At 71.6% G+C, this 26,720-nt stretch carries 22 protein-coding genes; 2 read left to right on the forward strand and 20 right to left on the reverse strand.

Annotated elements, in window-relative coordinates:
- Positions 1–20 precede the first annotated feature (20 nt).
- The 18 genes from ABZ806_RS16910 to ABZ806_RS16995 form a co-directional block, all read right to left on the reverse strand.
- Entirely contained in the window at positions 21–1,316 is a 1,296-nt protein-coding gene (locus ABZ806_RS16910) for a nucleotide sugar dehydrogenase (protein ID WP_500218217.1), read from the reverse strand.
- Between the two features lie 3 nt (positions 1,317–1,319).
- Positions 1,320–2,927, reverse strand: coding sequence for a glycosyltransferase family 2 protein (locus ABZ806_RS16915; protein WP_500218218.1), 1,608 nt, complete (start codon positions 2,925–2,927; stop codon positions 1,320–1,322).
- On the reverse strand, positions 2,917–3,942 hold the full coding sequence (locus ABZ806_RS16920) for a Gfo/Idh/MocA family protein (protein WP_500218219.1): 1,026 nt from the start codon (positions 3,940–3,942) through the stop codon (positions 2,917–2,919). Before ABZ806_RS16920 ends, ABZ806_RS16915 begins: the two co-directional genes overlap by 11 nt.
- Entirely contained in the window at positions 3,939–5,075 is a 1,137-nt protein-coding gene (locus ABZ806_RS16925) for a DegT/DnrJ/EryC1/StrS family aminotransferase (RefSeq protein WP_500218220.1), read from the reverse strand. The genes ABZ806_RS16920 and ABZ806_RS16925 overlap by 4 nt, the downstream gene beginning before the upstream one ends.
- A gap of 175 nt (positions 5,076–5,250) precedes the next feature.
- The gene (locus ABZ806_RS16930) at positions 5,251–5,649 is read right to left on the reverse strand and encodes a PGPGW domain-containing protein (protein ID WP_500218221.1); all 399 of its coding nucleotides are present in this window, start codon (positions 5,647–5,649) and stop codon (positions 5,251–5,253) included.
- Between the two features lie 275 nt (positions 5,650–5,924).
- Positions 5,925–7,535, reverse strand: a complete 1,611-nt coding sequence (locus tag ABZ806_RS16935) for a monocarboxylic acid transporter (protein ID WP_500218222.1) — start codon at positions 7,533–7,535, stop codon at positions 5,925–5,927.
- Positions 7,532–7,894: a DUF485 domain-containing protein gene (locus ABZ806_RS16940; protein ID WP_500218223.1), complete on the reverse strand. Its 363-nt coding sequence runs from the start codon at positions 7,892–7,894 to the stop codon at positions 7,532–7,534. Before ABZ806_RS16940 ends, ABZ806_RS16935 begins: the two co-directional genes overlap by 4 nt.
- A gap of 156 nt (positions 7,895–8,050) precedes the next feature.
- Complete coding sequence (locus ABZ806_RS16945) at positions 8,051–9,781, reverse strand: sodium/solute symporter (RefSeq protein WP_500218224.1); 1,731 nt, start codon at positions 9,779–9,781, stop codon at positions 8,051–8,053.
- On the reverse strand, positions 9,778–10,134 hold the full coding sequence (locus tag ABZ806_RS16950) for a DUF485 domain-containing protein (RefSeq protein ID WP_500218225.1): 357 nt from the start codon (positions 10,132–10,134) through the stop codon (positions 9,778–9,780). Before ABZ806_RS16950 ends, ABZ806_RS16945 begins: the two co-directional genes overlap by 4 nt.
- A 44-nt stretch (positions 10,135–10,178) precedes the next feature.
- Complete coding sequence (locus ABZ806_RS16955; RefSeq protein ID WP_500218226.1) at positions 10,179–10,976, reverse strand: LytR/AlgR family response regulator transcription factor; 798 nt, start codon at positions 10,974–10,976, stop codon at positions 10,179–10,181.
- A 24-nt stretch (positions 10,977–11,000) separates the two neighbouring features.
- Positions 11,001–12,185 (reverse strand): sensor histidine kinase, encoded by a 1,185-nt coding sequence (locus ABZ806_RS16960; protein WP_500218227.1) that lies wholly within the window; start codon positions 12,183–12,185, stop codon positions 11,001–11,003.
- Between the two features lie 34 nt (positions 12,186–12,219).
- On the reverse strand, positions 12,220–13,596 hold the full coding sequence (locus tag ABZ806_RS16965; protein WP_500218228.1) for an HNH endonuclease signature motif containing protein: 1,377 nt from the start codon (positions 13,594–13,596) through the stop codon (positions 12,220–12,222).
- Positions 13,597–14,015: 419 nt separating this feature from the next.
- Positions 14,016–15,638: a serine/threonine protein kinase gene (locus tag ABZ806_RS16970; protein ID WP_500218229.1), complete on the reverse strand. Its 1,623-nt coding sequence runs from the start codon at positions 15,636–15,638 to the stop codon at positions 14,016–14,018.
- Between the two features lie 119 nt (positions 15,639–15,757).
- Positions 15,758–16,852, reverse strand: a complete 1,095-nt coding sequence (locus tag ABZ806_RS16975) for an acyl-CoA dehydrogenase family protein (protein ID WP_500218230.1) — start codon at positions 16,850–16,852, stop codon at positions 15,758–15,760.
- Positions 16,843–17,802, reverse strand: a complete 960-nt coding sequence (locus tag ABZ806_RS16980; protein ID WP_500218231.1) for a VOC family protein — start codon at positions 17,800–17,802, stop codon at positions 16,843–16,845. The genes ABZ806_RS16975 and ABZ806_RS16980 overlap by 10 nt, the downstream gene beginning before the upstream one ends.
- A 55-nt stretch (positions 17,803–17,857) precedes the next feature.
- Positions 17,858–18,652 carry an enoyl-CoA hydratase/isomerase family protein gene (locus ABZ806_RS16985; protein ID WP_500218232.1) on the reverse strand — a complete coding sequence of 265 codons (795 nt, stop codon included), beginning with the start codon at positions 18,650–18,652 and terminating at the stop codon, positions 17,858–17,860.
- A 39-nt stretch (positions 18,653–18,691) separates the two neighbouring features.
- Positions 18,692–19,921 (reverse strand): acyl-CoA dehydrogenase family protein, encoded by a 1,230-nt coding sequence (locus ABZ806_RS16990; protein WP_500218233.1) that lies wholly within the window; start codon positions 19,919–19,921, stop codon positions 18,692–18,694.
- Positions 19,918–21,573, reverse strand: a complete 1,656-nt coding sequence (locus tag ABZ806_RS16995) for an AMP-binding protein (RefSeq protein WP_500218234.1) — start codon at positions 21,571–21,573, stop codon at positions 19,918–19,920. Before ABZ806_RS16995 ends, ABZ806_RS16990 begins: the two co-directional genes overlap by 4 nt.
- Positions 21,574–22,052: 479 nt before the next feature.
- Between ABZ806_RS16995 and ABZ806_RS17000 the strand changes: the two genes are divergently transcribed.
- A complete protein-coding gene (locus tag ABZ806_RS17000; protein ID WP_500218235.1) occupies positions 22,053–23,903 on the forward strand; it encodes a bifunctional metallophosphatase/5'-nucleotidase in 1,851 nt (616 codons plus the stop codon).
- Here the strand turns inward: ABZ806_RS17000 and ABZ806_RS17005 are convergent.
- Entirely contained in the window at positions 23,900–24,670 is a 771-nt protein-coding gene (locus ABZ806_RS17005; protein ID WP_500218236.1) for a methyltransferase domain-containing protein, read from the reverse strand. The two genes, ABZ806_RS17000 and ABZ806_RS17005, sit on opposite strands and share 4 nt — an antisense overlap.
- A gap of 28 nt (positions 24,671–24,698) precedes the next feature.
- On the opposite strand from ABZ806_RS17005, the gene ABZ806_RS17010 reads away from it, so the two are divergent.
- The gene (locus ABZ806_RS17010; RefSeq protein ID WP_500218237.1) at positions 24,699–25,115 is read left to right on the forward strand and encodes a MerR family transcriptional regulator; all 417 of its coding nucleotides are present in this window, start codon (positions 24,699–24,701) and stop codon (positions 25,113–25,115) included.
- Positions 25,116–25,148: 33 nt separating this feature from the next.
- On the opposite strand, the gene ABZ806_RS17015 is transcribed toward ABZ806_RS17010, so the two are convergent.
- On the reverse strand, positions 25,149–26,630 hold the full coding sequence (locus ABZ806_RS17015; RefSeq protein ID WP_500218238.1) for an MFS transporter: 1,482 nt from the start codon (positions 26,628–26,630) through the stop codon (positions 25,149–25,151).
- Positions 26,631–26,720 lie beyond the last annotated feature (90 nt).

A 26,720-nucleotide genomic window follows, 5' to 3' on the forward strand; every position in this document is an offset into this window, starting at 1 on the left:
CTTCACCTCTCAGGGGGATGTCATGCCTGGGTCGGGGCGCCGATGACGGTGTGGTGGACGCCGGGCCAGCGGGACGGGTCGGTGATGCGGCGGCCGTCGACGAGGGCCTTGACGCCCGGCAGGTCGGCCGCGCCGAGGTCGCGGTACTCGGTGTGGTCGGCCTGGATGACGGCGGCCGTCACCGGCTCGCCGCGGTGCGGGGGCAGGTCGAGGGCCTGGAGTTCCTCCGCCGTGTACATCGGGTCGGACACGTAGGGGACGGCTCCGCGCTTCCGCAGGGCCTCGACGGTGGGGAAGACGCCGGAGAACGCCGTCTCCTTCACGCCGCCCCGGTAGGCCGCGCCGAGCACCAGGACCGGGGCGCCGTTGAGGTCGCCGTAGGCGTCGGCGAGGAGGCCGACGGCGTACTCGGGCATGGCCGCGTTGGCCTCGCGGGCGGCGCGGACGACCGTCGCGGACGGGTCGTTCCACAGGTACATCCGCGGGTAGATGGGGATGCAGTGGCCGCCGACGGCGATGCCCGGCCGGTGGATGTGGCTGTACGGCTGGGTGTTGCACGCCTCGATGACCTTGGTGATGTCGATCCCGGCCGTGTCGGCGTAGCGGGCGAACTGGTTCGCGAGGCCGATGTTGACGTCGCGGTAGGTCGTCTCGGCGAGCTTGGCGAGTTCGGACGCCTCCGCCGAGCCGAGGTCCCAGACGCCGTTGGGGCGGTCGAGGTCGGGGCGGTCGTCGAAGTCGAGGACCTGCTCGTAGAACTCGACGCCGTGCTGCGCGGACGCGTCGTCGATGCCGCCGACGAGCTTGGGGTAGCGGCGCAGGTCGGCGAAGACCCGTCCGGTGAGCACGCGCTCGGGGCTGAACACCAGGTGGAAGCCGTCGCCTGCGGTGAGGCCGGAGCCCTCCGCCAGCATCGGCGCCCAGCGGGTGCGGGTGGTGCCGACGGGGAGCGTCGTCTCGTAACTGACGAGCGTTCCGGGGCGCAGGCCGTCGGCAATGGCGCGGGTGGCGGCGTCCATCCAGCCGAAGTCGGGGGTGCCGGCCTCGTCCACGAACAGCGGGACGACCACGACGACCGCCTCCGACTCGGCGACCGCCGCCGCGGTGTCGGTCGTGGCCGTCAGCCGCCCGTCCGCGACCGTCTCAGCGAGGTACCGGCCCAGGTCCGTCTCGCCCGGGAAGGGCTCGCGGCCGGCGTTCACGTCGGCGACGACCCGCTCGTTCACGTCGGCGCCGATCACCCGGTGGCCCTTGCGGGCGAACTGCACCGCCAGCGGGAGACCGATCTTGCCGAGCGCGACCACGCAGATCCGCATGTGCTACTTACCTCCAAGGGACGCCGCGCGCTTGATCCGCCGGGCGGCCGCGCGGGCCGGGTGGACCGGGCGCGTTTCGATGACCGTGCCGTACCGGTCGTCGCCGGTGACCGACAGCCGGTGCGGCCTGGCGCGGTGCCAGACCAGGTCGCCGCCCGGCGCCGGCAGGTCCGCGGCCGGGACGGCGACGTCGTGCGTCTCGCCGGACGCGGTGAAGATCAGCCGGAGGTCGTGCCGCGTCCGGGCCGGGCCGGTGAGCAGCGCCACGGGGATCCGCGCGGTCAGGTGCAGGCCGTCCTCGCGGGCCTCGCGGGTGACGACCGCCTCGTCCAGGTGGACGCGCTCCTTGCCGGCGCCCTTGCCGGTGCGGGGGGCGAGCGCGAGCCGGACGACCGCCGGGTCCGCGGCGTCCGGGCCGGTGAACGGCGTCCGGACGGTGACCTCGACGGTGTCGCGGTCGCGGCGGGCGCCGACCGTCCGGACCTCCTGGGACAGCCGCTTGCGCATCCCCTTGGTGATCTCGAACAGCTCGTCCGGCAGGTCGAGGTCGGGGTCTTCGAAGCCCTGGTAGGCCAGGTAGGTGCGGCCGTTCTTCACGGCGATCAGGTAGGGGCGCTCCTCCACCGCCGCCCGGATCGCCTCGCGCAGCAGGTCGACCCGGCCGTGCTGGGCCAGCCGCAGCCGGGCCCGGCGGACGATCGGCAGCGTGTGGAGGACGTCGTCGGTCACGTACTCCCCGACGAGCCTCCCGACGCGGTCGCAGACGTCCTGCTGGGCGTCGCGGTCGAGTTCGAGGAACCCCTCCCGCGTCGGCATCGTCAACTCCCAGCGGGTGTGGCGCGTCAGGATCGCGTCCCGCTTCGGGCCGGGTTCGAGGAGGCCGGTGACGACTCCGAAGAGGCTCTCCGCGCATTCGAGCCGCGTGTAGACGTCCACGGCGCCCTGCGTGATGTTGCCGCCGTCCTCGCGGAGCACCGCGTAGTAGCAGGTGTAGTCGGCGAGGACGGAGATGCGCGAGGCGCGGACGCACGCTTCGAGGGTGAACGGCTGGTCGCTGCCGATCCGCATGTTCTCGGGGAAGCGCAGCTTGTGCCGCTCGACCAGGTCGCGGCGGAACAGCTTGCAGTTCGACAGCACCCACGGGAGGACCGAGTCGTACAGGTCGATCTCGGGACGGTTCTCGGCGAACAGTTCGGGCCGCCGCACGGCGCGCCCGTTGACGCCCTCCATCTTGCCGACGAGGACGTCCGAGCCCCACTCGTCGGCGGCGGCGACCATGCGCTCCAGCGCCTCGGGGCCGAGGTGGTCGTCGGCGCCGACGAAGTAGACGTAGCGGCCGGACGCGACGTCCAGGGCCCGGTTGCTCGGGGCGGCCGGGCCGCCGGAGTTCGGCTGCCGCAGCACGGTGACAACGTCCGGGTGCTCGGCGGCGAACCGGTGGAGTTCGGCCCCGCTGCCGTCGGTGGAGCCGTCGTCGACCGCGACGACCTCCATGCGGTCGGCGCCGATGCTCTGCCCGACCAGCGACTCCAGGCAGGTGGTCAGGTACGGCATCGTGTTGTAGACCGCGACGACGACCGTGACGTCGGGGGCCGCGGCCTTAGACGGCACCTGCCACCTCCGAGGCCCGCAGCGAGACGGTCGCGCCGAGCTTGGCGGACTCCAGCACGGCGGCCGAGACCTCGACCGTCCGCAGGCCCTGCCGCAGCGTCACGATGTCGGCGGCGCCGCCGGGGCCCGCGAGGACCGCGTCGCGGAACCGCTCGTGCTCGGTCAGCAGCGGCTCCCGCTTCGGGATCGCGTACCGGATCATGTCGCCCTCGGACACGCCGCGGAACGCCCGCAGCGCCTCCCACTCGGTGCTCACCTCGCCGTTGGCGTAGAACGTCAGGTCGGCGGTGAGCGTGTCGGCGACGAAGCAGCCGCGGTCGCCGGTGACGACCGTGGTGCGCTCCTTCAGCGGGCTCAGCCAGTTCACCAGGTGGTTGACCATGGAGCCGTCGCTGAGGCGGCCGACCGCCGCGACCATGTCCTCGTGCGGGCGGCCGCTGCGCGCCATGGTGTGCGCGGAGATCGACACGTAGTCCTGGCCGGTCACCCACGCGGTCAGGTCGATGTCGTGGGTGGCGAGGTCCTTGACGACCCCGACGTCGGCGATCCGGTGCGGGAACGGCCCCTGGCGGCGGGTGACGACCTGGAACACCTCGCCCAGCTCGCCCGCCTCCAGCCGGGTCCGCATGCTCTGCAGCGCCGGGTTGTAGCGCTCGATGTGGCCGACGCCGGCGACCAGGTCGCGCGACTCGAACGCCTTCACCAGCCGCTTGGCGGCCTCCACCGACTCGGCGAGCGGCTTCTCGATCAGCGCGCCGACCCCGGCCTCGGCGAGGGCGAGCCCGACCTCCTCGTGCAGCGCCGTCGGGCAGGCGACGACCGCGTAGTCGACGCCGAGCTCCAGCAGGGCGTCGAGCGACTCCAGCAGCGGCACCCCGTGCGGGGCGCCGCCCGGACGTCCCGCCGGGTCGACCACGCCGACGAGGTCGACGCCGTCCAGGCCGGACAGGACGCGCGCGTGGTTGCGTCCCATCACGCCGAGCCCGACCAGGCCCGCGCGCAGCGGCCCGCTCACGACGCGGCCCCGTTCACGGCGGTGTTCATGGCGGTGTTCACGGCCCCGTTCACCGCGTCGGCGACCCGCGCCAGCTCCTCGCCGGTGAGCGACGGGTGCACCGGCAGCGACAGCACCTCGGCCGCGGCCCGCTCCGTCTCGGGCAGGTCCCAGCGCGGATCCGGCCGGTCGTCCTTCAGGTACGGCCGCAGCCGGTGGACGGGCGTCGGGTAGTAGACGGCGTTGCCGACCTCGCGCTCGTCCAGGTGCCTCTGGACGGCGTCGCGCTCCTGAACCCGGACGGTGTACTGGTGGTAGACGTGCCGGGCGCCGTCCGCGACCGACGGCGTCACCGCCTCGGTGATCTTCGCGTTGAGGAAGTCGGCGTTGGCGCGGCGCTGCTCGGTCCAGCCGCCGAGCTGCTTGAGCTGCTCGCGGCCGATGGCGGCGGCGACGTCGGTGAGCCGCATGTTGGCCCCGACGATCTCGTTGGCGTAGCGCTGCTCCATGCCCTGGTTGCGCAGCAGCCGCAGCGTCCGCGCCGTCTCGGCGTCGGCGGTGGTGACCATGCCGCCTTCGAGGGCGTGCATGTTCTTGGTCGGGTAGAAGCTGAAGCAGCCGACGGTGCCCATCGCGCCCGCCGGGGTTCCGCCGAGGGCGGCGCCGTGCGCCTGGCAGGCGTCCTCGACGACGGCCAGGCCGTGCTGCTCGGCGAGCGGCCCGATCCGGTCCATCGCCGCCGGGTGCCCGTACAGGTGCACCGGCATGATCGCCGCGGTGCGGGGGCCGATCGCCGCCGCGACGGCGCCGGGGTCGAGACAGAACGACCCCGGTTCGATGTCGGCGAACACGGGGTCGGCGCCCACCAGCCGCACGGCGTTGGCGCTCGCGGCGAACGTGAACGAGGGCACGATCACCTCGTCCCCGGGGCCGATCCCGAGCGCCATCAGGCTGAGCTGCAGCGCGGACGTCCCCGAGTTGACCGCGACGCAGTGCCGTCCGGCCACGACCTCGGCGAACTCCTCTTCGAACGCCGCGACCTCGGGCCCCTGGACGACCCGCCCGCTGCGCAGCACCCGCACGGCCGCCTCGATCTCGGCGTCACCGATCACGGGCCTCGCCGCGGGGATGGGCCCCTCCGATTCCACGGGCATGCACGGACTCCTTAGGCCAGCACGATGTGAGAGTGGGGCTTCCTCGCGTACGGAGCGCGATCACATGCGCACATCATGGCGGAAGCCTCGCCTAACGGACGGATTCTAGCCAAGTCAGTCGATCGTCAGGACGTTCGTTGATCTATCCGGCGCCCATTCCGTGTGCCGCCGCCCCTCAGCGGTGCCCTTTGACGCGGAGATGGCTCCAGTAGAGGAGCCCGAAGAGGATGAACCCGGAAAGGATCAGCCCCGACCCCGTGCTCCACCCGGAGAACGGCAGTTCGTCCACGATCCCCCAGGCGACCCCGGCCCCGATCAGCGCGAGCCCCGTCAGGATCGACCCGGTCAGCCGCCACCAGGACGTCACGCTCTCCTCCGCCGCCTGGATCGCCCGCTCGCGGACCGGTTCGACGTACCGGTCCACGGCCGGGAACTCCCGCGCGAGGATCAGCAGCCCCGCCAGCACCAGCAGCAGCCCCGGACCGGGCAGGACCAGCAGGACGACCCCGAGCGCCAGTACGGTGCCGCCGCCGATGAGCACCAGGCCGCGCCTGGTGGACCGCCCGTACGACATCCGCGCCTCCGTCCCCCGCACCACACCGTGCCTGCACTGCCACGCTAGATCTTGCGCACAGCACGCCGGCCAAACCCCGGCCCGCCCTTCGAAAAGACTCCCCTAGGCGGGCGACGGAGCGCGGGCACGGAGCGCGGGCACGGAGCGGGCATGGAGCGGCCCCGTCCCGGGGGTCGTGATTCGGGACGGGGCCGCGGGCCGCGCGGGACCGGGCGACGGTCGCCCGCGCGGCGGGTCGGGGCGGGGGGCGGCGGGGACGTTCGCCCCCCGCGGTCCTAGTGCTCGGCCGCCTTCTCGGCGCCCGCGCCGGTGAGGGAGCGGACCTCGATCTCGGCGTACTTCTCCTTGTTGAACTCCTTGCTGAGGACGGTCCCGAGGAAGCCGCACAGGAAGCCGATCGGGATGGAGACGATGCCGGGGTTGCTGAGCGGGAACCACGCCCAGTCGTGGTCGGTGAACAGCGCCTTCTCCGAGCCGGACACGACCGGGGAGAACGCCACCAGGAAGATCGCCGCGCCGAGGCCGCCGTAGATGGCGGAGGTGGCGCCGGCGGTGTTGAACCGCTTCCAGAACAGGCTGTAGAGGATCGCGGGCAGGTTCCCGGACGCGGCGACCGCGAACGCGAGGGCGACGAGGAACGCGACGTTCAGGCGCTGCGCGTAGATGCCGAGCACGATCGACACGGCGCCGATCACGAAGGCGGCGATGCGGGCGACCCGGACCTCGTCCCGCTCGGTGGCCTTGCCCTTGCGGAACACGTGCGCGTACAGGTCGTGGGAGAAGGACGAGGACGAGGCGAGGGTCAGCCCGGACACGACCGCGAGGATCGTCGCGAACGCGACCGCGGCGATGACCGCGAGCAGGATCGTGCCGCCGGCGGAGCCGAAGACGATCTCACCGATGCGTTCGGCGAGCTGCGGCGCCGCGGTGTTGCCCGCCGCGTTGACCGCGGAGATCTCCTTGGAGCCGACGAGCGCGGCGGCACCGAAGCCGAGGACGAGGGTGAACAGGTAGAACACCCCGATGAGGCCGATCCCCCACATGACCGACTTGCGGGCATCGCGGGAGGTCGGGACGGTGTAGAAGCGGATCAGGACGTGCGGCAGCCCGGCGGTGCCGAGGACGAGCGCGAGGCCGAGGCTGATCAGGTCGAGCTTGCCGGTGAGGCCGGAGTCCTCGGTGGCGTAGCGGAGGCCGGGCTCCAGGAAGGCGCCGCCCTTGCCGCTCTCGTCGGCGGCGTCCTTCAGCAGCGAGGACAGGTTGAAGCCGAACTTGCCGAGCACCAGCACGGTGATCAGGGCCGCGCCGGTCATCAGCAGGACGGCCTTGACGATCTGCACCCAGGTGGTGCCCTTCATCCCGCCGAACACCACGTAGATGATCATCAGGACGCCGACCAGCGCGATCGTGGCGCCCTTGGCGAAGTCGCTGGTGAAACCGAACAGCAGCGACACGAGCGCGCCCGCGCCGACCATCTGCGCCAGCAGGTAGAAGATCGACACGACGATGGTGGAGACGCCGGCGGCGGTCCGCACCGGGCGCGGGCTCATCCGGAACGCCAGCACGTCCGCCATCGTGAACCGGCCGGAGTTGCGCAGCAGCTCCGCGACCAGCAGCAGCGCGACGAGCCAGGCGACGAGGAACCCGATCGAGTACAGGAAGCCGTCGTAGCCGTACAGGGCGATGAGCCCGGCGATGCCGAGGAACGACGCGGCGGACATGTAGTCGCCGCCGATCGCCAGGCCGTTCTGCGCGCCGGTGAAGGAGCGTCCGCCGGCGTAGAAGTCGGTGGCGCTCTTGGTGTTGCGGCTCGCCCACACGGTGATCCCGAGCGTCGCGCCCACGAACACGACGAACAGGATGATGGAGAGGGTCTCGTTGCTCATCGGGCCTCCTCCGCGGTCTCGGCGACCTGCGTCTCCTCGGCCTCGATCTCGCCGCGCACCTTGTCGGCGAGCGGGTCGAGACGGCGCTCGGCGAACCGCGAGTACCAGTACGCGATGCCGAACGTGGACACGAACTGCAGCAGCCCGAAGACCAGGGCGATGTTGATGGAGCCGAACAGCTCGGTGCCCATGAAGTCGCGCGCCCACCCGGACATGACGACGTAGAGCAGGTACCAGCTGAGGAACGCGGCGGTCATGGGGAATGCGAATCGGCGGAATCTGCGTCGGAGTTCCTGGAACTCCTCGGTGCCCTGGAACCGTTCATAGACGGTGCCGGTGGCGTTCTTGTCGACGGACACGACCGCCCTCCTCTTCTGTGACGCCAATCACGCGCCACCGTAAAGAGCCAGCTCGGAGGGGACGAGGGGTCGGCGGCCGGGCTGCGGTCAGGTGCCGTCCATCGTCGCCGGGGTGCCGGGCCCGTCGCCGAACGGTCAGTTTGACGCGATGAACGGTCAGACCCTGCGGGGCCGCCAGGTACCGCGATCGACGTTGAGCGACTCCGGAGTGTGCAGGCGCACCATCATGCGGGCGACGCCCGGCGGCACCCGGCGCTGCGTGCACAGCGACACGATGATCATGACGGCGAACGCGATCGGGACCGTCCAGGCGGCGGGCTGGGCGAGCAGGGCGCCGGCGAGCCCGGACGGCGGCCCGGCCGCGATCGTCACGACGACGGCGGAACCGGCCAGGGCGCCGCCCGCGCACAGCCCCGCGAGCGCGCCCGGGACGGTGAGCCGCCGCCACCAGACGCCGAGGACGAGCAGCGGGCAGAACGTGGACGCGGCGACGGCGAACGCGAGCCCCACCACGTCCGCGACGGCGAGGGAGCGGGCCGCGATCGCCAGGGCCAGCGGCACGATGAGCGCGAGCAGCGTCGCGACCCGGAACGAGCGGACCCCGCCGCGCAGGATGTCCTGGGCGAGCACCCCGGCGACGGACACGGTGATGCCGGACGACGTCGACAGGAAGGCCGCGACCGCGCCGCCCGTCACCAGCGCGCCGAGGAGGTCGCCGCCGAGCCCGCCGATCAGCCGCCCCGGCAGGGTGAGGACTACGGCGTCCGCCCGCCCGGTCATCAGCAGTTCGGGGGTGTAGAGGCGTCCGAGCACCCCGTACAGGGCGGGCAGCAGGTAGAACGCGCCGAGCAGCGACAGCACCATCACGGTCGTGCGGCGCGCGGCCCGCCCGTCGGGGTTGGTGTAGAAGCGGACGAGGACGTGCGGCAGCCCCATCGTCCCGAGGAACGTCGCGAGGATCAGCGAGTACGTGGCGTACAGCGAATGCTCGCGCCCGCCGAGGGGCAGCGCCCATTCCCGGTCGGTGGTGACGGGACGCCCGCTGACGTGCGGCACGTCCGCGCCGGCGGGGAAGGTGAGAGACGTGTCCTGGGCGATGCGGTGCGGCCCGGGATTCAGCGTCACCGCAGCGCCCGGATAGTCGCGCCCGTCGACCTTCCCGTCCACCGTGACCTGCACGGGCGTGGTGACGTTCACCGTGACGGCGACGCCGACCGAGACCGTCGTCCGGTCGCCGAACCGCGGCGGGACGTCCGACGACAGGCCGGGCGCGCCGTCGCCCCGCCACGCCAGCAGCAGGAAGACCAGCGGGACGGCCAGCGCGGTCAGCTTCATCCAGTACTGGAACGCCTGCACCAGCGTGACGCTGCGCATGCCGCCGCCCAGCACGTTCACGGCGACGACGACCGCGATCAGGACGCCGCCCGTCCACACCGGGGCGCCCGTGACGGTCCGCAGCACGAGCCCGGCGCTCTGGAACTGGGGCAGCAGGTAGAGCCAGCTGATCAGAACCACGAGAACGCTCGCGACGCGCCGCACCGCCATCGACTCGAGCCGCGCCTCGGCGAAGTCGGGCAGCGTGTAGGCCCCGGACCGCCGCAACGGAGCCGAGACCAGCACAAGCAGGACGAGGTACCCGCCTGTCCAGCCGACCGGAAGCCACAGCATGTCGGCGCCGTAGGCCAGGATCAGCCCGGCGATACCCAGGAAAGAAGCCGCCGACAGGTACTCGCCACCGATCGCGGACGCGTTCCGGAGCGGCGTGACCGTCCGGGACGCCACATAGAAGTCGGACGTCGTCCGCGAGATCCGCACCCCGAGCACACCGATGAGGACGGTCGCGACGACGACCAGCAGAACCCCCGCCAGCCCGTAGGCGGCGCTCACTTCCGGTCCTCGGCCCGCTCGACGAGGTCGGCGAAGTCGTCCTCGTTGCGTTCGGCCATCCGGACGTACCACCACCCGCACACCACGAACCACGGGTAGATCAGCGCGCCGAGCACCACCCAGGGGAGCGGCAGCCCGAGGACCTCCTGCTCGCGCACCTCGGGGACCATCGCGAACAGCAGCGGCAGCCCGAGCACCACGACGGCCAGCACCAGGCACAGCCGGACGGCGAGCCGCAGCTGGGTGCGCAGCAGCGACCGCATGTACGCCTCGCCGAGCCCGGTCTGCTCGTCGATCTCGCGGGTCACCGGGTAGCGGGGCCGCCGGACCGTCCGGGTCCGCGGCCCGGTCACCAGCGTCCGGCCGGGCGCGATGTCCCGCGGCCGCTCCCCGGTGCTCAGGGCGCTCGCCTCGCCCGCCGCACCAGCAGGTCGCGCAGCTCCCGGACGTGCCGCCGCGCCACCGGCAGCTCGGCGCCGCCGACGACGATCGTGCAGCGCCCCGAGTCGAGCCGCAGCTCCTTGATCGCCGACAGCGCGACCAGGTGGCTCCGGTGGACCCGGACGAACCCGGCGCCGCTCCACCGCTCGCTCAGCGCGTTCAGCGGGATGCGCACGAGATGGCTGCCGCCGGAGGTGTGCAGCCGCGCGTAGTCGCCCTGCGCCTCCACGTAGAGCACCTCGGCCGGCGTGACGAACCGGGTCACTCCGCCCAGCTCGACGGGCATGGGCTCCGGCTCCGCGGGAGCGGCGCTCGCGCCGGCGTCCGCCCACCCGGCCTCTTCCGCCGCCTCCGTCACCCGCGTGATCGCGAGGCTGAGCCGCTCCGGCCGCACCGGTTTCAGGATGTAGTCGGTCGCCTTGATCTCGAACGCGTCGACGGCATGCCCCTCGTAGGCGGTGACGAAGACGATCTGCGGCGCGCGGGCGAACTGGGCGAGCACCCGGCCGAGCACGGTGCCGTCCAGGCCGGGCATCCGGATGTCGAGGAAGACGGCGGCGACGGGACGTCCGTCCGCGAGGGCCCGGTCGAGCTTGCGCAGCGCCGCCGCACCGTCCCGGGCCGTGTGGATCTCGCCGATCCGCGGATCGGCGCGCAGCAGGTGGGCGAGGTCGTCCAGTGCGGGCGCCTCGTCGTCCACCGCGAGGACACGCAGGCCCACCGCATCGTCCTTTCCCCGTCCCGTCCGCCACATTTCAGTCAACCGAGCAGGGACAAGTCAAGAGGCCGTCACTCCGGGCCGGTACTTCGGAACGCGCACGATGACCTTCGTCCCGGCTCCCGGACCGGTTTCGACGGCGAGCCCGTACTCGTCCCCGTACACCTGCCGGAGCCGTTCGTCGACGTTCGCGAGCCCGATCCCGGCCTCGTCGGACGGCGTCCGCCGCTCCCCCGCCAGCAGCCGCCGGACCTCGTCCGGGTCCATGCCGATCCCGTCGTCCTCGACGCTGATGACGCAATCCGACCCGGCGTCCTCGGCCACGATCGTGATGAGCCCCGGCTCCGACCGGTCCTGGAGCCCGTGCCGCACGGCGTTCTCCACCAGCGGCTGCAGGCACAGGAACGGAACCGCCACCGGCAGCACCTCGGGCGCGATCCGCAACGTCACCCGCAACTCCTCCCCGAACCGGGCCCGCTGCAGCAGCAGGTACCGATCGATGGACCGCAGCTCCTCGGCGAGCGTCGTGAAGTCACCGTGCCGCCGGAACGAGTACCGCGTGAACCCGGCGAACTCCAGCAGCAGCTCCCGCGCCCGCTCGGGATCCGACCGCACGAACGAGGCGATGGTGGTCAGCGAGTTGTAGATGAAGTGCGGCGAGATCTGCGCCCGCAGCGCACGCATCTCCGCCTCCATCAGCAGCGCCCGCGAATGGTCCAGCTCGGCGAGCTCCAACTGGGCGTCGACCCACTGCGCGATCTCCTCGGCGGCCCGGATGAGCCCGGCGGGGACGTCCTCCCCGTACGCCGCCAGCGCCCCGACCACCCGGTCGTCAGTGGCGAGCGGAACGACCACGACCCGCCGGATGGGGCAGTCGATCCGGTCGCAGGCCACATCGTGAACCTGTGTGCGCCCGTTCCCCAGCGTGACCTCGGCGTGCGAGAGCCCCTCATCCGCGTGGTGGTCGTGCTCCCCGTCCCAGGCCAGCAGCCGCTCCCCATCGGTGATGGCGAGCGCTCGACAGTCGAGCAGCGCCCGCAGATGCCGCGCCGCCTTCTGCGCCCCCTGCTCGGTCAGCCCGGCCCGGAACGCGGGCGCGGCCCGCGACGCGGTGTGCAACATCTCGAACGTCGCCCGCCGCGCGGGCCCTCCGAGATCACCGCCCCGCCCCTGCCTGCGCCACCACAGCAACGCGGGAACCCACGTCACCACAAGCGTCGCGACAACAGCGACGACCACGTCCATCGGGCAAACCTATGCCGCCCCCACACCCTCGCGTCTACTGGCGGTCGGGGCGGACGATGTACCAGGCGCCGGACGGGGTGACCCAGATCAGCAGCCCGGCCCAGATCTGGAGGAGTCTCCAGTCGGCGCGCTGCTTCAGCCGGTGATGCCGTCGGCAGAGCGGGGCGAGGTTGCAGCGGCAGGTGGTGCCGGGGCGCCACGGGACGGTGTGGTCGAGGTCGCAGTTGCGCGCGTCCCGGTTGCAGCTGGGGAACACGCAGGTGGCGTGCCGGGCGATGACTGCGCGGCGCAGAGTGTCGGGCGGCCGGTAGCCGGGGCGGCCGTGGGTCTCGTCGTCACCTTGGCAGTCCGCGACCCGCGCGCCGGCGAGTTGGTCGTGGATGCGCTGCGCCGCCCGTGCGATCGCGGCGGGGAGTACGCGCGGGGAGACACGATCCCGGACGTGGGCGAGCCGCTGCTCCACCATGTCCATAAGGACCGGAACAACGGCGTCCTCAGCCGCGGGCGCAAGGTCGCCAGACTCCACGGCACCCGGACACCGGACGACACCGACAGCGCCCGAACCGGGGGAGGCCGGTTGGTCGAGCAGAGTACGGACGGCGGCCGGGAGTTCTGTGCCCTGGAGGAGAAGGGTGGCCAGGTCGGCGCGGATCTGAGCCAGGGGGCGGGAATCACCGTCCGCCTTCAGGCCGTGCGCGGCAGCGGTGATCTTGTTGAAGATGGCGTGGGCGTCCTCGGTGACCAGGTCGCACAGCGACAGGTCGGCGGTCCCGGCTGGGGTGTCCCAGAGTTCCAGGCGCCGCCGCCGGAGGGCTTCCTGCCTGCGTTCTTCGAGGGCTTCGGGGGCGAGGCGCTGCGCGATCCGCTTGATGCGGCGGCGCAACTGCCCGGTTGTCTGCTCCGGGGCCTTCTCCAGTGCTGCGTCCTCCACCCGTCCGGCCGCCTCCTCGGGCAGCCGGTCGGTGACGTCGCAGATGACCCGAGCCTTGGCCATGTCGATGCGGCCGACTCCCAGTGCTTCGCCGGTCCGGGCGAGCGGGCCGGTCAGCTGTTCGGCCAGGTGCACCAGGGTGGCGGCGGTGTTGCCGGTGACGGTCAGCGCGGCGGCGACCTCTTCGGTCACCGACTCGCGCGCCGAGAGGATGCGGTAGTCGGGGTCACCGCCGTCCTCGGCATCGGTGCGACGCCGCGACAGTTCGGCAATGGCGGCCAACTCCCGGGCCTGCGCCCAGGAAGTCTGCCTGCGCGCGGCGGACGCGACCTGGAGAAGCTCCCCGTCGGTCAGATCGGCCAGACGCTCTTTCCCGCCCGAAAGACAGACGGCCAATTGCGGGCCGGGCGGGAACCACTCCCGGTCTTCCCATTCACGCTGGCCGCGAACAATTTCAGCGACCTGGACGGACACAGACACGAGGGTTCACCTCCCAACCAGAATTCCTGTCCCAATTATAGCGCGACACCCCGCCACCCCCACCAGACAATCCGGACACGCCACATTACTGTCACCGATTATTTTCCGCCCACCACCAGAAAGGACGTCCCTTACGGCCACCGGCCATCCAACGGCCGTAGCCGACCGCTTTTCCGCGCGAAGCGCGGCACCGACAGCACTCCGCACCAAACCCGCAGATAAACACCTAACCCAAACCGACACCGCAACCAACGTGCCAGCAACCGGAAACCCGCCTAAAGGAGTGAGCCCACCTTCGGAAGGCCACCTCAGCCGTCCACCTACAGCAACCACACTAAAACCGATAAAAAAAGAGACCCCAGCCCCGCACACGCCCTGAGCAAGTACGCCAGAGGCACCAAACGGAGGACGAGGCCAGATCAGTAAGACTTGCAGGTGGTCCCGTCGGCCTTGACGTTGGAACTGTTCGGGTACTTCCAGCGACAGATCTGGGTCGTGGTGACCGTTTCCCTGCCAGGTGCGCCGTAGCACGAATAGCTGCCGTTGTACTGATTCACCGAGCCGGCGTATCCGTGCGACCTGCAGTAGCCGCTGGCGTCTCTCGCCGCGATGGTTCCCAGTGTCTTCGGAGCGGCGGGCGTTTCCTCCTGCCCGCCGCCACCACCGCCACCACCGCCGGACGGCCGGGACGGTCGAGGTGCCCGAGAACCCGAGTCGCCCGGCGCCTCGCCGGTCGCCGGCGCACCGGGCCGTCCAGGATCGCCGGACGTCGGCTTCGAAGGCGCCGAGGTGCGCTCACCACTCCCAGAGTCACTCGGGCTCGCCGAGGGCCCGTTACCAGCGGGACCACCAGGAGCGATGGAGGACAACGCGGCCTCCGGTGTTTCGGCCACCTCGGACGTCCCGCCCCCTTCGTCGGACGGGAGCACAATGTAGGCGCCGCCCGCCAAGGCCACGACTAACGCAGCAACACCAATGCCGATGCCGATCAGGAGCGAGCGTCGACGCCCGCCACGCCCTCCACGCCCGGCGACCGTATCCGGAGAGGAACCCGGAACAGCGTCCGATTCCGGCCCCGGGTCTGCCGGTTCGTCGGACCTGGTCGGGGCGGAGCCTTTGGTCTCCCAGGCCGGGGCCGGAAGGGCGCGCAGGCGGTCGCCGACTTCGGCGGCGGTGGGGCGCCGGGACGGGTCCTTGGCCAAGCATTCGCGGACGATCGCGCGCAGCGGGCCCTGCAGCCCGTCCAACTTCGGTTCCCCTCGCAGGATCGACTGCATCACCGCCGGGATCGAGTTGCCGCGGAACGCGCGCTCGCCGGTGGCGGCGAACACCATGGTCGCGCCCCAGGCGAACATGTCGGCCGCGGGGCCGGTCTCGTCCTCCGCGATCTGCTCGGGCGCCATGTAGCCGGGAGTGCCGACGGCCTGGCTGGTGATGATCGACTGGTTGAGGTCCAGGGCGCGGGCGATGCCGAAGTCGATGACGACCGGCCCGTCCGGACCGAGCAGGACGTTGCCCGGCTTGAAGTCGCGATGGACCACCTCGGCACGATGAATCGCGGCGAGCGCCGTCACGGTGTTGACCGCGAGCCGTTCCAGCGCCGCCCCACCGCGCGGTCCCGTCTCGCGCACGGACTCCTGGAGCGACGGACCGTCCACGAACTCACTGACGATGTAGACGTGGCCGTCCGCGACACCGCTGTCGAGCACCTGCGCGGTGCAGAACGGCGCGACCCGCTCGGCGATCTGCATCTCGCGGACGAACCGCGTCCGCGCCACCTCATTGCCGACAAGGTGCGGATGCAGCACCTTGACCGCCACGGGGACACCGGTGCCGTCGACACCAACGCCGTCGCCCCCGCTGTCGTCGCCGGGACCGCCGACACCGCCGACACCACTGTCATCGCCAGTGCCGTCAACCTTGCCGCCGTCGGAGACGCCGATGTAGACCGTGCCCTGTCCGCCGGTGCCCAGCCGATGCCGGAGGCGGTACGGGCCGACCGAGTCCGGATCCGTGGGCAGCAAGTCCGTCCGCTCGGGCACGGCCCCCTCCTCCTGCGTCCCTGGGCAGGCGATCATATCGACTCGAACGGCTTGACGATCTTCGTGAGACAGGCGGACGCCCGGCCGGATTTCGTCCCGGCCGGGCGCCGCTCGCCGGTCTAGTGCAGGTTCAGGTCGTTGGCCAGGTTGTCGTAGTGCAGATCGGCGTCGCCGAACGAGAGAGACGCCGAAGTCGCGTGTTCGGAGAACAGGCGCAGGTCGTGTTCGTGAGTGAAGCCGATGGCGCCGTGTACCTGATGGCCCAGCGCGCACACCCGTTCGTACGCCTCACTCACCCACGCCTTGGCCATCGCCACTTCCTGCACCGCCTCCCGGTCCGCCGACAGGAGCCAGATGGCCTCGTAGGCGATGAAGCGGGAGCCGAGCACGTCGATGGCCATGTTCGCGCAATGGTGCTGGACGGCCTGGAACGACCCGATCGCACGGCCGAACTGCTCGCGCTCGGTCGCGTACTGGACGGTCATGTCCAGGACATGCTGCGCGGCACCCACCATCTCGGCGCAGGTCGCGGCAGCCCCGAACAGGGAGATCGCGGCGGCGGCATCAGGCCCGAGGGTGTCCAGTGCCCGGACGCCGTCCAACTCCACATGGCACGGACGATCGGCGCCGATCGTGCCGAGCGGATGCAGCGTGACGTCCGAGGCGTCCACCCAGAACGCGCGCGGCTCAGGCGCAGGCTCAGGCGCACCGTCGAGCCGGGTCACCACCAGGATGTTCTCGGCGGAGGCCGCGTACGGCACGAACGTCGCCGTCCCGTTGAGAACGAAGGCCTCTCCCTCGCGCGTAGCCGTCGGCCCCTCATCGGGACGATCCCAGGGAAGCGGCGCGGCCGTCACGACCTGCCCGTTCGCGATCGCGTCGAGCCAGCGCGCCTTCTGGTCCGGCGTCCCGAACCGCGCGACCGGCATGCCGCAGCTCGCCACCGACGCCAGCAGGGGGCTCGGGACCTGGGCGTATCCGAGCTGCTCGAACAGCAGGCACACGTCCAGGAAGTCGCCGCCGACGCCGCCGTACTCCTCGGGGAAGGCGAGCCCGGTCCAGCCGAGTTCGACCATCTCCTTCCACAGCGCGGCGGAGTAGCCGGCCGGGTCGCCGTCCAGTGCCCGCGCCCCTGCCGACGCCGTCCGGGACGCCAGGACCTCCCGGGCCGTGGAGGCGATCAGTTCCTGGTCCTCGGTCAGGCTCAGGTCCATCGCGGCGGCACCTTGTCGGAGCGGACCCACACGCCGGGACGTTCCTCCCAGAACAGCTGGACCAGGACGCCGCCGGTCTTCTTCGGATGGATGAACGTGTGCTTCCAGGCTGCGCCGTCCGTGACGCCCTCCTCGTCATCGAAGGTCGGCGTGTCGTGGTGCTCGCAGGCGGCCATCGCCGCGTCCCAGTCGGCGACCTCGAACGTGACGTGGTGCGCGCCGGGCCCGCCCTTGCCGAGGAAGCGCTCGATGAACGAGTCCTCGCCGCGCGGCATGATCACTTCCCAGCAGATCGCCGACCCGGGGATGTTCAGCACGAGGTCGGCCATGTCGGGATGCTCGTCGTCGGCCGTCCGCCACACCTGCACGAAGCCCGCCAGGTCGTGGTACCAGCGGGCGAGCTCGTCCCGGTCGGGGAACGCCTGGCAGATGTGGTCCAGCGCCACGATCCCGAGCGACGGCCCCTCGGCCAGGCCCGTTCCGGCGGGTCCCGGCTCCACCGTGGCGGCGGGCGAATCGCCGCACATGTCCAGGCCGCCCGGCCCGCGAAGCCGCCACAGGACGCCCGGCCCGTGCGAGGGCGGGCTCAGCGACGCCTCCAGCCAGCGTCCGCGCGCCCCGTCGGTCGCCTTGATGCCGCGCACCTCGAGCTCCGCCTGGACGGCCTCCAAGTCGGGCACCTCGGCGCCCACATGGTGCAGCCCGGGACGCCCGCCATGCTCGTCCAGCCACGTCTGCAGTGACGAGCCGTCCCCGGAAGCGGACGGCGAGACGACCTCCCACGCCTGCCCCCGGCTGCCGGGGATCTCCAGCCGGGCGCCGCGCGCGCCCTCCCCCGGGTTGTCCCAGCTCCGGACGCGCCGGAACCCGAACAGCCCCTCCAGCAACGCGACCTGCGCGTCGAGGTCGGGGGTCACCTGCGCGACATGATCGATCCGATAGATCTGCACAAGTCCTCCTAGCTCCAGCCCTAGTCCAGCCCCAGCCCAGCCAGCCCAGCCGGCTCTAGCTCGGGTGCGGCTCGATCCAGTCGTAGCCGTAGGTGACGAGTTCCTTGACGAGACGCAGGTTGTAGCGGTTCATCGCGGCGATGCGCTCGGCCAGCTCGCCGATCCGCTTGTCGAACTCGTCCGCCGGATACACGTCGTTGACGAGCCCCAGCTGCAGCGCGCGGTCGGCGCCGATCCGCGCGCCCGTGAACAGCAGCTCCTTGGCGCGGGCCTTGCCGATCCGCTCCGGCAGCCGCTTCACGCCGCCCCAGCCGGGCGCGGACCCGCCGAACTCGGGCTGGTCCGGGTCGCCGTCCTCGGTCATCTTCGGACGGTACGGCGGACGCGCCGACAGGGTGATCTCGACGAGGCCCATCTTCGCGTTGTCGGAGGCGATGATGAAGTCGGCGGCGAGCGCCAGCTCCAGGCCGCCGCCGACCGCGTACCCGTGCACGGCCGCGATCACCGGGACCGACAGCCGCTCCATCATCGCGAACGTCTTCTCGCCGAGCCGGCCCTGCTCGATCCGTTCGCGCTTCGTCAGCTTCTCCGACCAGGCCAGGTCCATCCCGGCGCAGAACGCGCGCTCGCCGGCGCCGCGCAGCACCACCACGCAGACGTCCTCGTCGTCGTCGACGCGCCGGAAGATGTCGCGCAGTTCCGTCATCGTCGTCGGCGTCAGCGCGTTGAGCTTGTCCGGCCGGTTCAGCGTCAGCCAGGCGACGCGCTCCTCGACCCGCAGGTCAACGGTCTCGTAGGCGTTCTCGTAGGCGGTCCCGTCGGCGTTCTGGTAGGCGTTCTCGTCGGGCATACGGGTTCGCTCCTCCTCGTGTCCGTCCAGATGCATGCTCTAGCGGGGCAGCTTCAGCCCCCGGGTGGCGATGACGTTGCGCTGGATCTCGGTCGTCCCGCCCAGGAAGGTGGACGCCACCGAGTCGCGGCGCATGTGGGTGAACGCGGCGCCGAGCGGGGCGTCCTCGCGCGCCCAGAGCGCGGCGGACCGCCCGAACGCGCGTGCGCCCGTGCGGGCCAGCCGCTGGTGCAGCTCGGCGCCGAACAGCTGGTTGATCGACGCCTCGAAGTCGGGTTCGTCCCCCGCCGCCTGCCGCGACACCGTGTAGCGGGCCAGGTTGTACAGGACGCGGATCTCGGTCTTCCTGCGGGCGATCTCCTGCCGGATCGACGGCGTGTTCCGCGCGAACCGGCGCCCCTCCGGCGAGCGCAGGTAGGCGACCAGTTCGGCGAGGGCCTGCTCGTACTTGATCGTGGCGCCGATCCCCGCCCGCTCGAACCCGAGCGCGGACATCGCCACGTACCAGCCGCGGTTCTCCTCCCCCACCCGGTTCGCCACCGGCACCCGGACGCCCTCGAAGAAGATCTCGCAGAACGGCGCGGCGCCCCGGATGTCGGTGATGGGACGAACCGTGACGCCCGGCGCGTCCGCCTCGATGAGCAGGAACGTGATGCCCCGGTGCGGTTTCTCCGCGTCAGGGTCGGTACGGACCAGGACGAACAGCCAGTCGGCGTACTGGCCGAGGGACGTCCACACCTTCTGGCCGTCCACGACGTAGACGTCGCCGTCCCGGACGGCCCGCGTCCGCAGCGAGGCCAGGTCGGAGCCCGAGCCCGGTTCGGAGAACCCCTGCGCCCAGGTGGCCTGCCCGGAAGCGATCGCCGGGAGGTGCGCGGCCTTCTGCTCCTCGGTGCCGTGCACCAGCAGCGTCGGGCCGAGGAGGAACGCGCCGATGCCGTTCACGACCGGCACCCGCGCCCGCATCATCTCCTCGTGCAGGACGAACTCCGCCAGCGGCGACAGCCCGGCGCCGCCGTACTCCTGCGGCCAGTGCGGCGCGATCCAGCCGCGTTCGGCCAGCGCCGCCGCCCACGCACGCGCGCCCTCGCGCCGTCCCGGATCGTCCGCGACCCGGTCGACGGGCCAGTTGTAGCCCGCGACGTCCTCGGGTTCGAGGCTCTGCTCCTCGTCCCCGGCCGGACGGTAGGACGCGGGGAACCGCTCCGCGATGAACGCCCGGACCTCCTCCCGGAAGGCCGCCTGCTCCGGCGTGTCGTCCCAGTTCACCGGCTCCCCGCCTCCCCGGCCTCGGCCCCAGTCGCACTCCCGGCCCCGGCTCCGGCGTTCCGACCGCCGCCCGCCGCCTCCCCGTCCCAGGTCGTCTCCGTGATCCCGGACTCGCCCTGGGCGCGCAGCTTGTACTTGGCGACCTTGTCGGTCGGGGTGCGCGGCAGCGCGTCCACGAACTCGACGTAGCGCGGCACCATCGACCGCGGGAGCCGCTCCGCGCAGTAGGCGACGAGCTCCGCCGGGTCGAGCCCGGTGTCCGGTTGCACGACGATCGACACCTTGATGTCCTCGTCCTCCAGCTCCGAGGGCACGCCGATCGCGGCGCACTCCAGCACCGCCGGATGCTGGTTGATCTCGGTCTCCAGGTCGAAGGCCGAGATGTTCTCCCCGCGCCGGCGGATGGCGTCCTTCATCCGGTCAAGAAAGTAGAAATACCCGTCGTCGTCCTGCCATACCCGGTCTCCGGTGTGGAACCACATGTTCCGGAAGCAATGAGTGGTCGCCTCCCAGTTTCCGTAGTAGCCGGTCGTCAGGACGAAGGGCTGTTTCGGCCGCAGCACCAGTTCGCCGGGCTCCCCCGGCCCGACCTCGCGGTCCTGGTCGTCCACGACGGCGACGTTGAAACGCTCCTCGTGCGCCCGCCCGCACGAGCCGACCCGCCACTCCCCGTACGGGCTGCCGGTCGCGATGCCCGCCTCAGTGCTGGTGTAGGTCTCCACCGACCGGACGCCGAACCGCTCCCGCATCGGCTCGTCGAGGTTGGACTTGCCCATGTAGAACGTCTCCAGCCGGTGGTCGCGGTCCCGCGACGTCGGCGGCCGGTTCAGCAGGATCGGGATCATCGAGAACACGCTCATGCAGACCTGCGCGTCGAAGCGGCGCACGTCGTCCCAGAACCGGGACGCGCTGAACCGCTCGACGATCGCGATGGAGCCGCCGCCCAGCAGCGCCGACAGCATGCCGTCCCACAGGGCCGCCGCGTGGAAGAGCGGCAGCGGGCAGTAGATCGTCTTGCCCCACCGGTCTAGGAAGTCGAGCGAGTCGTAGGCGCAGGTCAGCGCCAGCGCGTGCGGGACCATGGCGCCCTTGGACGGCCCGGTCGTCCCGGACGTGTACATGATCGCCTGGAGGTCGCCGAAGCCGACCTCCGCCTCGACTCTGCCGCCCTCGTCCGGCAGGGAGGCCAGGTCGCGCGCGGGCTTGCCCAGCCGGTCGAGCAGGACCCCGGCCCCGGCGGCGTCCCGCACCAGGACGCCCCGGAGCTTCGGCAGCCGCTCCGCCACACCGGCGACCCGCTCCGCGTACGGACCGTCGACGACCAGCCAGCCGGAGTCGGAACTGTCCAGGACGTGCCGCAGCAGCTCGCCCTTGTAGGCGATGTTGACCGGCACGGCGACCGCGCCGAGCCGCGCCAGCGCGAACACGAGGTGGACGAAGTCGGCGCAGTTGGGCAGCATCACGGCCACGTGGTCGCCGCGTGCGATACCCGCCCCGGCCAGGGAACGGGCCAGCCGGTCGGCGGCGGCGTCGACCTCGCCGTAGGTGACCTCGCCGTCCCGGAACTTGAGGAACGTCTGCCTTCGATGTACCTGGGCCTGTGACCGGAGGACGTCCCCGAGGACGAAGCTCTCCAGCGTCTCCTTGCGCATCCGGACCCTCCGCTGTCGCTGCGTGCGTGCCTGCGCTCGTGCGTGCCTGCGTTGGCGTGCGTCGTCGGTGGCTGGGTTAGGCGGGACTGGGTTAGGCGGGACTGGGCTGGGCGGGACTGGGCTGGGCGGGACTGGGCTGGGCGGCTGGTTGGCGGCGGCCGCGGAATCGGCTGGGAGCGATCCACAACCGGACAATGTCGTAAATAGAGGAACACGAAACGCCAGACACGGCAACAGTGGCGAAACAGCAACAAATACGTTTTAAGAGTCATCTATTGGGACGCCATGTACCCAATGTGACTCAGACCACACCACCCCGGCCCCCGGGTTTCGGACACGCGACGCGCCGCGTTCGAGGCATCCGGCATTGGCGTGGAGTGCCAACGATCGCCGCCCAGGATCGGCGGATCTCACCGGTATCGACCGCGACCGGCGGGCCTATCGTTCTCCCGTCCCCCTGCGGAAGGAACGGGTGCGCCATGCAGAGTCCACAGCCGCGCTGGTGTTCGTGCCGGGTCCCGGACGGGGTCAGCCGCAGGCAGGTCCTCGGCGGCCTGACCGCCGCGGGCGCCCTCGCCGCCGCCGGCTGGCCCGGCACCGCCTCCGCCGCCCCGTCGTCGTCCCCGCATCCGTCCCCGCCCCCGTCCCCGCACGGCCGGTCGGTGACGATCACCGTGATGGGCACGTCCGACATCCACAGCCACGCGGTGAACTGGGACTACTACAAGGACGCCGAGTACGCCGACAGCGCCGGGAACACCGTCGGCCTGGCGCGCGTCTCCAGCCTGGTCAACGAGGTCCGCGCCGCCCGCGGACGCGACCGCACCCTGCTGTTCGACGCCGGCGACACCATCCAGGGCACGCCGCTGGGCTTCTACTACGCCACCATCGAGCCGATCACCGAGACCGGCGGGACGCACCCGATGGCCCGCCAGATGAACGCGATCGGCTACGACGCCGTGGCGCTCGGCAACCACGAGTTCAACTACGGCATCCCGTTCCTGGACGCGTGGATCAGCCAGATGGACGCCCCGGCGCTGGCCGCCAACGCCGTCCACGCGGGCACGCGGCGGCCCGCCTACCGTCCGTACATCATCAAGAAGATGCACGTCCGCGGCCACCCGCCGATCCGCGTCGGCCTCCTCGGGCTGACGAACCCGGGCATCGCGATCTGGGACAAGGCCAACGTCTCCGGCAAGCTCGACTTCCTGGACCTGGTGGAGACCGCGCGCCGCTGGGTCCCGGTCATCCGGTCCCGGGGCGCCGACGTCGTGATCATCAGCGCCCACTCCGGCGACAGCGGGACGTCCTCCTACGGCGACGCGCTCCCCGTCGAGAACGCGGCGGCGCTGGTCGCCGAGCAGGTCCCCGGCATCGACGCCATCCTGTTCGGGCACGCGCACCTGGAGATCCCGGAACGCTTCGTCACGAACAAGGCCACCGGCCGGACGGTCGTGATGAGCGAGCCGAAGTGCTGGGGCGAGCGCCTCTCCATCTTCGACCTGACCCTCACCCACTCGCGCGGCCGCTGGAAGGTGACCGGCAAGTCGGCGACCACGGTGAACTCGAACACCGTCCAGGAAGACCCGGCCATGGTCACCCTGGTCAAGAAGCAGCACGACGCTGTGGTCGCCTACGTGAACAAGGAAGTCGCCACCTCGACCGAGGAGATGTCCGCCGCGGAGTCGTGCTGGAAGGACACCGCGATCCTCGACTACATCCACCTCGTCCAGACCGAGAAGGTGAAGGCCGCGCTGGCCGGCTCGGAACACGCGTCCCTCCCCGTGGTGTCGATCGCGGCGCCCTTCAGCCGGGCCGCCACCTTCCCCGCAGGCAAGGTCACCATCAAGGACATCGCGGGCCTCTACATCTACGACAACACCCTCCTGGCCAGCGTCCTCACGGGCTCCCAGATCAAGGACTACCTGGAGTACTCCGCCCAGTACTTCAAGCAGGTAGCACCGGACGCCCCCGTCGACCCTGCCTCCTGGACGAACGCCAACAACCGTCCCGACTACAACTACGACCAGTTCTCCGGCATCGCCTACAACGTCGACATAGCCGAACCAGAGGGCTCCCGAATCACCGGCATGACCTACAACGGAGCCCCCGTAGCGGGCGACCAGCAGTTCGTCGTAGCGGTCAACAACTACCGCCAGTCGGGCGGAGGCGGCTTCCCCCACATCACCACGGCCGAGGTCGTCTACAACGCCCAGGTGGCGATCCGCGAGGCGATCGTCGAATACGCCTCCGCCGCCGGCACCGTCGACCCCACCACCTTCCACACGGAGAACTGGCACCTGACCCGCACCAACACCCCCGTCTTCTAGCGGGGTGCGGCCGCGGCCGCAACGAACAAGGGGAGGGCCAGGAAGAGGCGGTCGGCCTCGGCTCGGGTGCGTTGATCGGCGAGCCAGCCGCTCGCCTGCTCGGCCGTGATGGCGCCGCTGGTGCGGGCTCTTTCGGCCATTCCTTCGAGCATGGGCAGCATCGTCGGGCCGGTGAACACGCCGGTGCGCACCACGACCGCCACGTCGCGGAAGCCGGCGTCCAGGAGCAGGTTGCGCTGGCGGCGGACCGAACGCGGATCGGTGACAAGGTCGGCGCGGGCGTGGACGATGGTGCGGGTGAGGGCCGGGTCGTCGGAGTCGATGACGATGGTGTCCCAGTCCTGGCCGACGAGGACGATGCGTCCGCCGGGCACCAGTACGCGGCGGGCCTCGGCCAGCGCGCGTTCCGGTTCGGCGAGGATGTGGAACACCTTGTCGGCCCGGTAGCCGTCCGTGGACGCGTCGGAGAGCGGCAGGTCGTACGCGCCTCCGGGACGGAGATCGGCGTCGGGCCACCGGCTGCGGGCGACCGCGATCATCTTCTCGTCCGGGTCGACGCCGACGGCGTTCACGCCTCGTCCGGCCAGTTCCGCGACGGCCCGTCCGGCGCCGCAGCCCACGTCCACCACGGACGTTCCGGGTCCGGCGGCGAGCAGGTCGTAGGAGTGGTGCCGCAGGTCCGCGGCGGCCGGGAGGCCCTCCGCCGCGTCGAGCATCCGGATGAGGGTGTCGGTCGAGTCGCGTGCCTTCTCTGTGTCGCTGGTCATGGACGCCAGCATGCGAGTTAATGTCGACATGAAGTCAAGCGAGCAGATGAGCATCGGTGCCCTCGCCGGGCGCTTCGGCCTCGCCACCCACGTCCTGCGCCACTGGGAGTCGGTGGGGCTGCTCGCCCCCGCCCGCGACACCGCCGGACGCCGCCGCTACACCGCCGCCGACGTCACGCGCGTCGCGGTCATCCTGCGCGCCAAGGACGCCGGGCTCTCCCTCGAAGCCATCGGCACGCTGACGGCCGGTTTCGACCTCGGGAAGCGGCGGGACACGCTGCGGCGGGAGGCCGAGGCGCTCCGCCACCGCATCGCCACGGCGCAGGCGTCGCTTGAGCTCCTCGAAGGCGCCCTGGGCTGCCGGCACGAGGACATCACCGACTGCCCCCGCTTCAAGCGGGTCGTGGCGGAACGGATCACCCGGACGGCACCGGCCGCCGGGTGATCCGTCCCCGGGCGGGATCAGGAGTGGGCGGGGTCAGGAGTGGGCGGGCTGCGGCACGCCCGGTTCGGCGTCGGCGGCGGGCTCGTCCCCCGGGCGGGGGGTGTTCATCAGGACGGCGACGATCAGCGCGCCCGCCACGAGGATCCCGGCGGCCCAGGCGCTGCCCGTCCCGAAGCCCTCCACCAGCGCCTGCTTCGCGACGGCGGGGCTCCCGCCGTGGGAGGCGAGGTAGTCCACGGTCGCGCTGGTGGCGATGGTGTTGAGGAGCGCGATGCCGATCGAGCTTCCGACCTGCTGCGCCGCGTTGACGGTCGCCGACGCGACGCCCGCGTCGCCCGGGTCGACGCCGCGGGTGGCGTAGTTCATGGCCACCGGCAGGATCATGCCCGCCCCGAACCCGAACAGGACGCCCGTGACCAGCACGCCCGGGGCGTACCCGGTGCCGGGTTCGAGGGTGAGCATCCAGAGCATGCCGCACGCGCTGATCAGCATGCCGGGGACGATCAGCGCCCGCGGCGGGACCTTGGGCAGCAGCCGGGCGCTGATCCCGCCGGCCGACACCAGCACCGTCATGACCATCGGGAAGAAGGCCACACCCGTCCTGATCGGCGAGTAGCCCTTGGCGACCTGCAGGTAGTACGTCATGAACAGGAACGCCCCGAACATGCCGGCCCCCGCCAGCCCCACCGCCAGGTAGGCGGCGCCGCGGGTGCGGTCGGCGATGACGCGCGGCGGCAGCAGCGGCTCCGGCACCCGGCGCTCGACGAGGACGAACGCGATGAGCAGGATCGTCCCGGCGGCCAGCAGGCCCGTGACGGTCGCCGAACGCCAGCCGTCCGACTCGGCCCGGCCGGTGCCGTACACGACCGCGACCAGCCCGGCGGTGACGAGCAGCACGCCGGGGACGTCGAACCGGGCCCTGCCCTCGCGCCGCGACTCGGCCAGCATCATGGAGCCGCCGACCACCGCGACCAGGGCGATCGGGATGTTGATGTACAGGCACCAGCGCCAGTCCAGGTACTCGGTCAGCGCCCCGCCGGCCAGCAGCCCGATCGCGCCGCCCGCGGCGGAGACGCCACCCCAGAGCCCGAACGCCTTGGCGCGCTCCTGCGGCCGGGTGAACATCACCGTCAGCAGCGACAGCGCGGACGGCCCGAGCAGCGCCCCGAAAGCGCCCTGCAGCGCGCGGGCGACCAGCAGCATCTCGAAGCCGGACGCGGCGCCGCCCACCGCGGACGCCCCGGCGAAGCCGAGCAGCGCGACCAGGAAGGTCCGCTTGCGGCCGGCGTAGTCGGCGATGCGGCCGCCGAGGAGCAGCAGCCCGCCGAACGCCAGCGTGTACGCGGTGATGATCCACTGCCGGTCGCCGTCGGAGATCGCGAGGTCGCGCTGGACGGACGGCAGCGCGATGTTCACCACCGTCCCGTCCAGGACGATCATGAGCTGCGCCAGCGCGATGAAGAACAGCGCGGTCCAGCGGCGCGGAACGGCCGCCGGCGCGTCTCTGGTTGACATGATGCGGTCCTCACTCATGGTGCGTGCCGCGCGGAACGTCCGCGCGGCGTCCTGACGACCACGAGATGCCGGGCGCCCGATCCCTGTGAC

This window comes from Spirillospora sp. NPDC047418, assembly GCF_040643275.1.
Classification (GTDB): Bacteria; Actinomycetota; Actinomycetes; order Streptosporangiales; family Streptosporangiaceae; genus Spirillospora.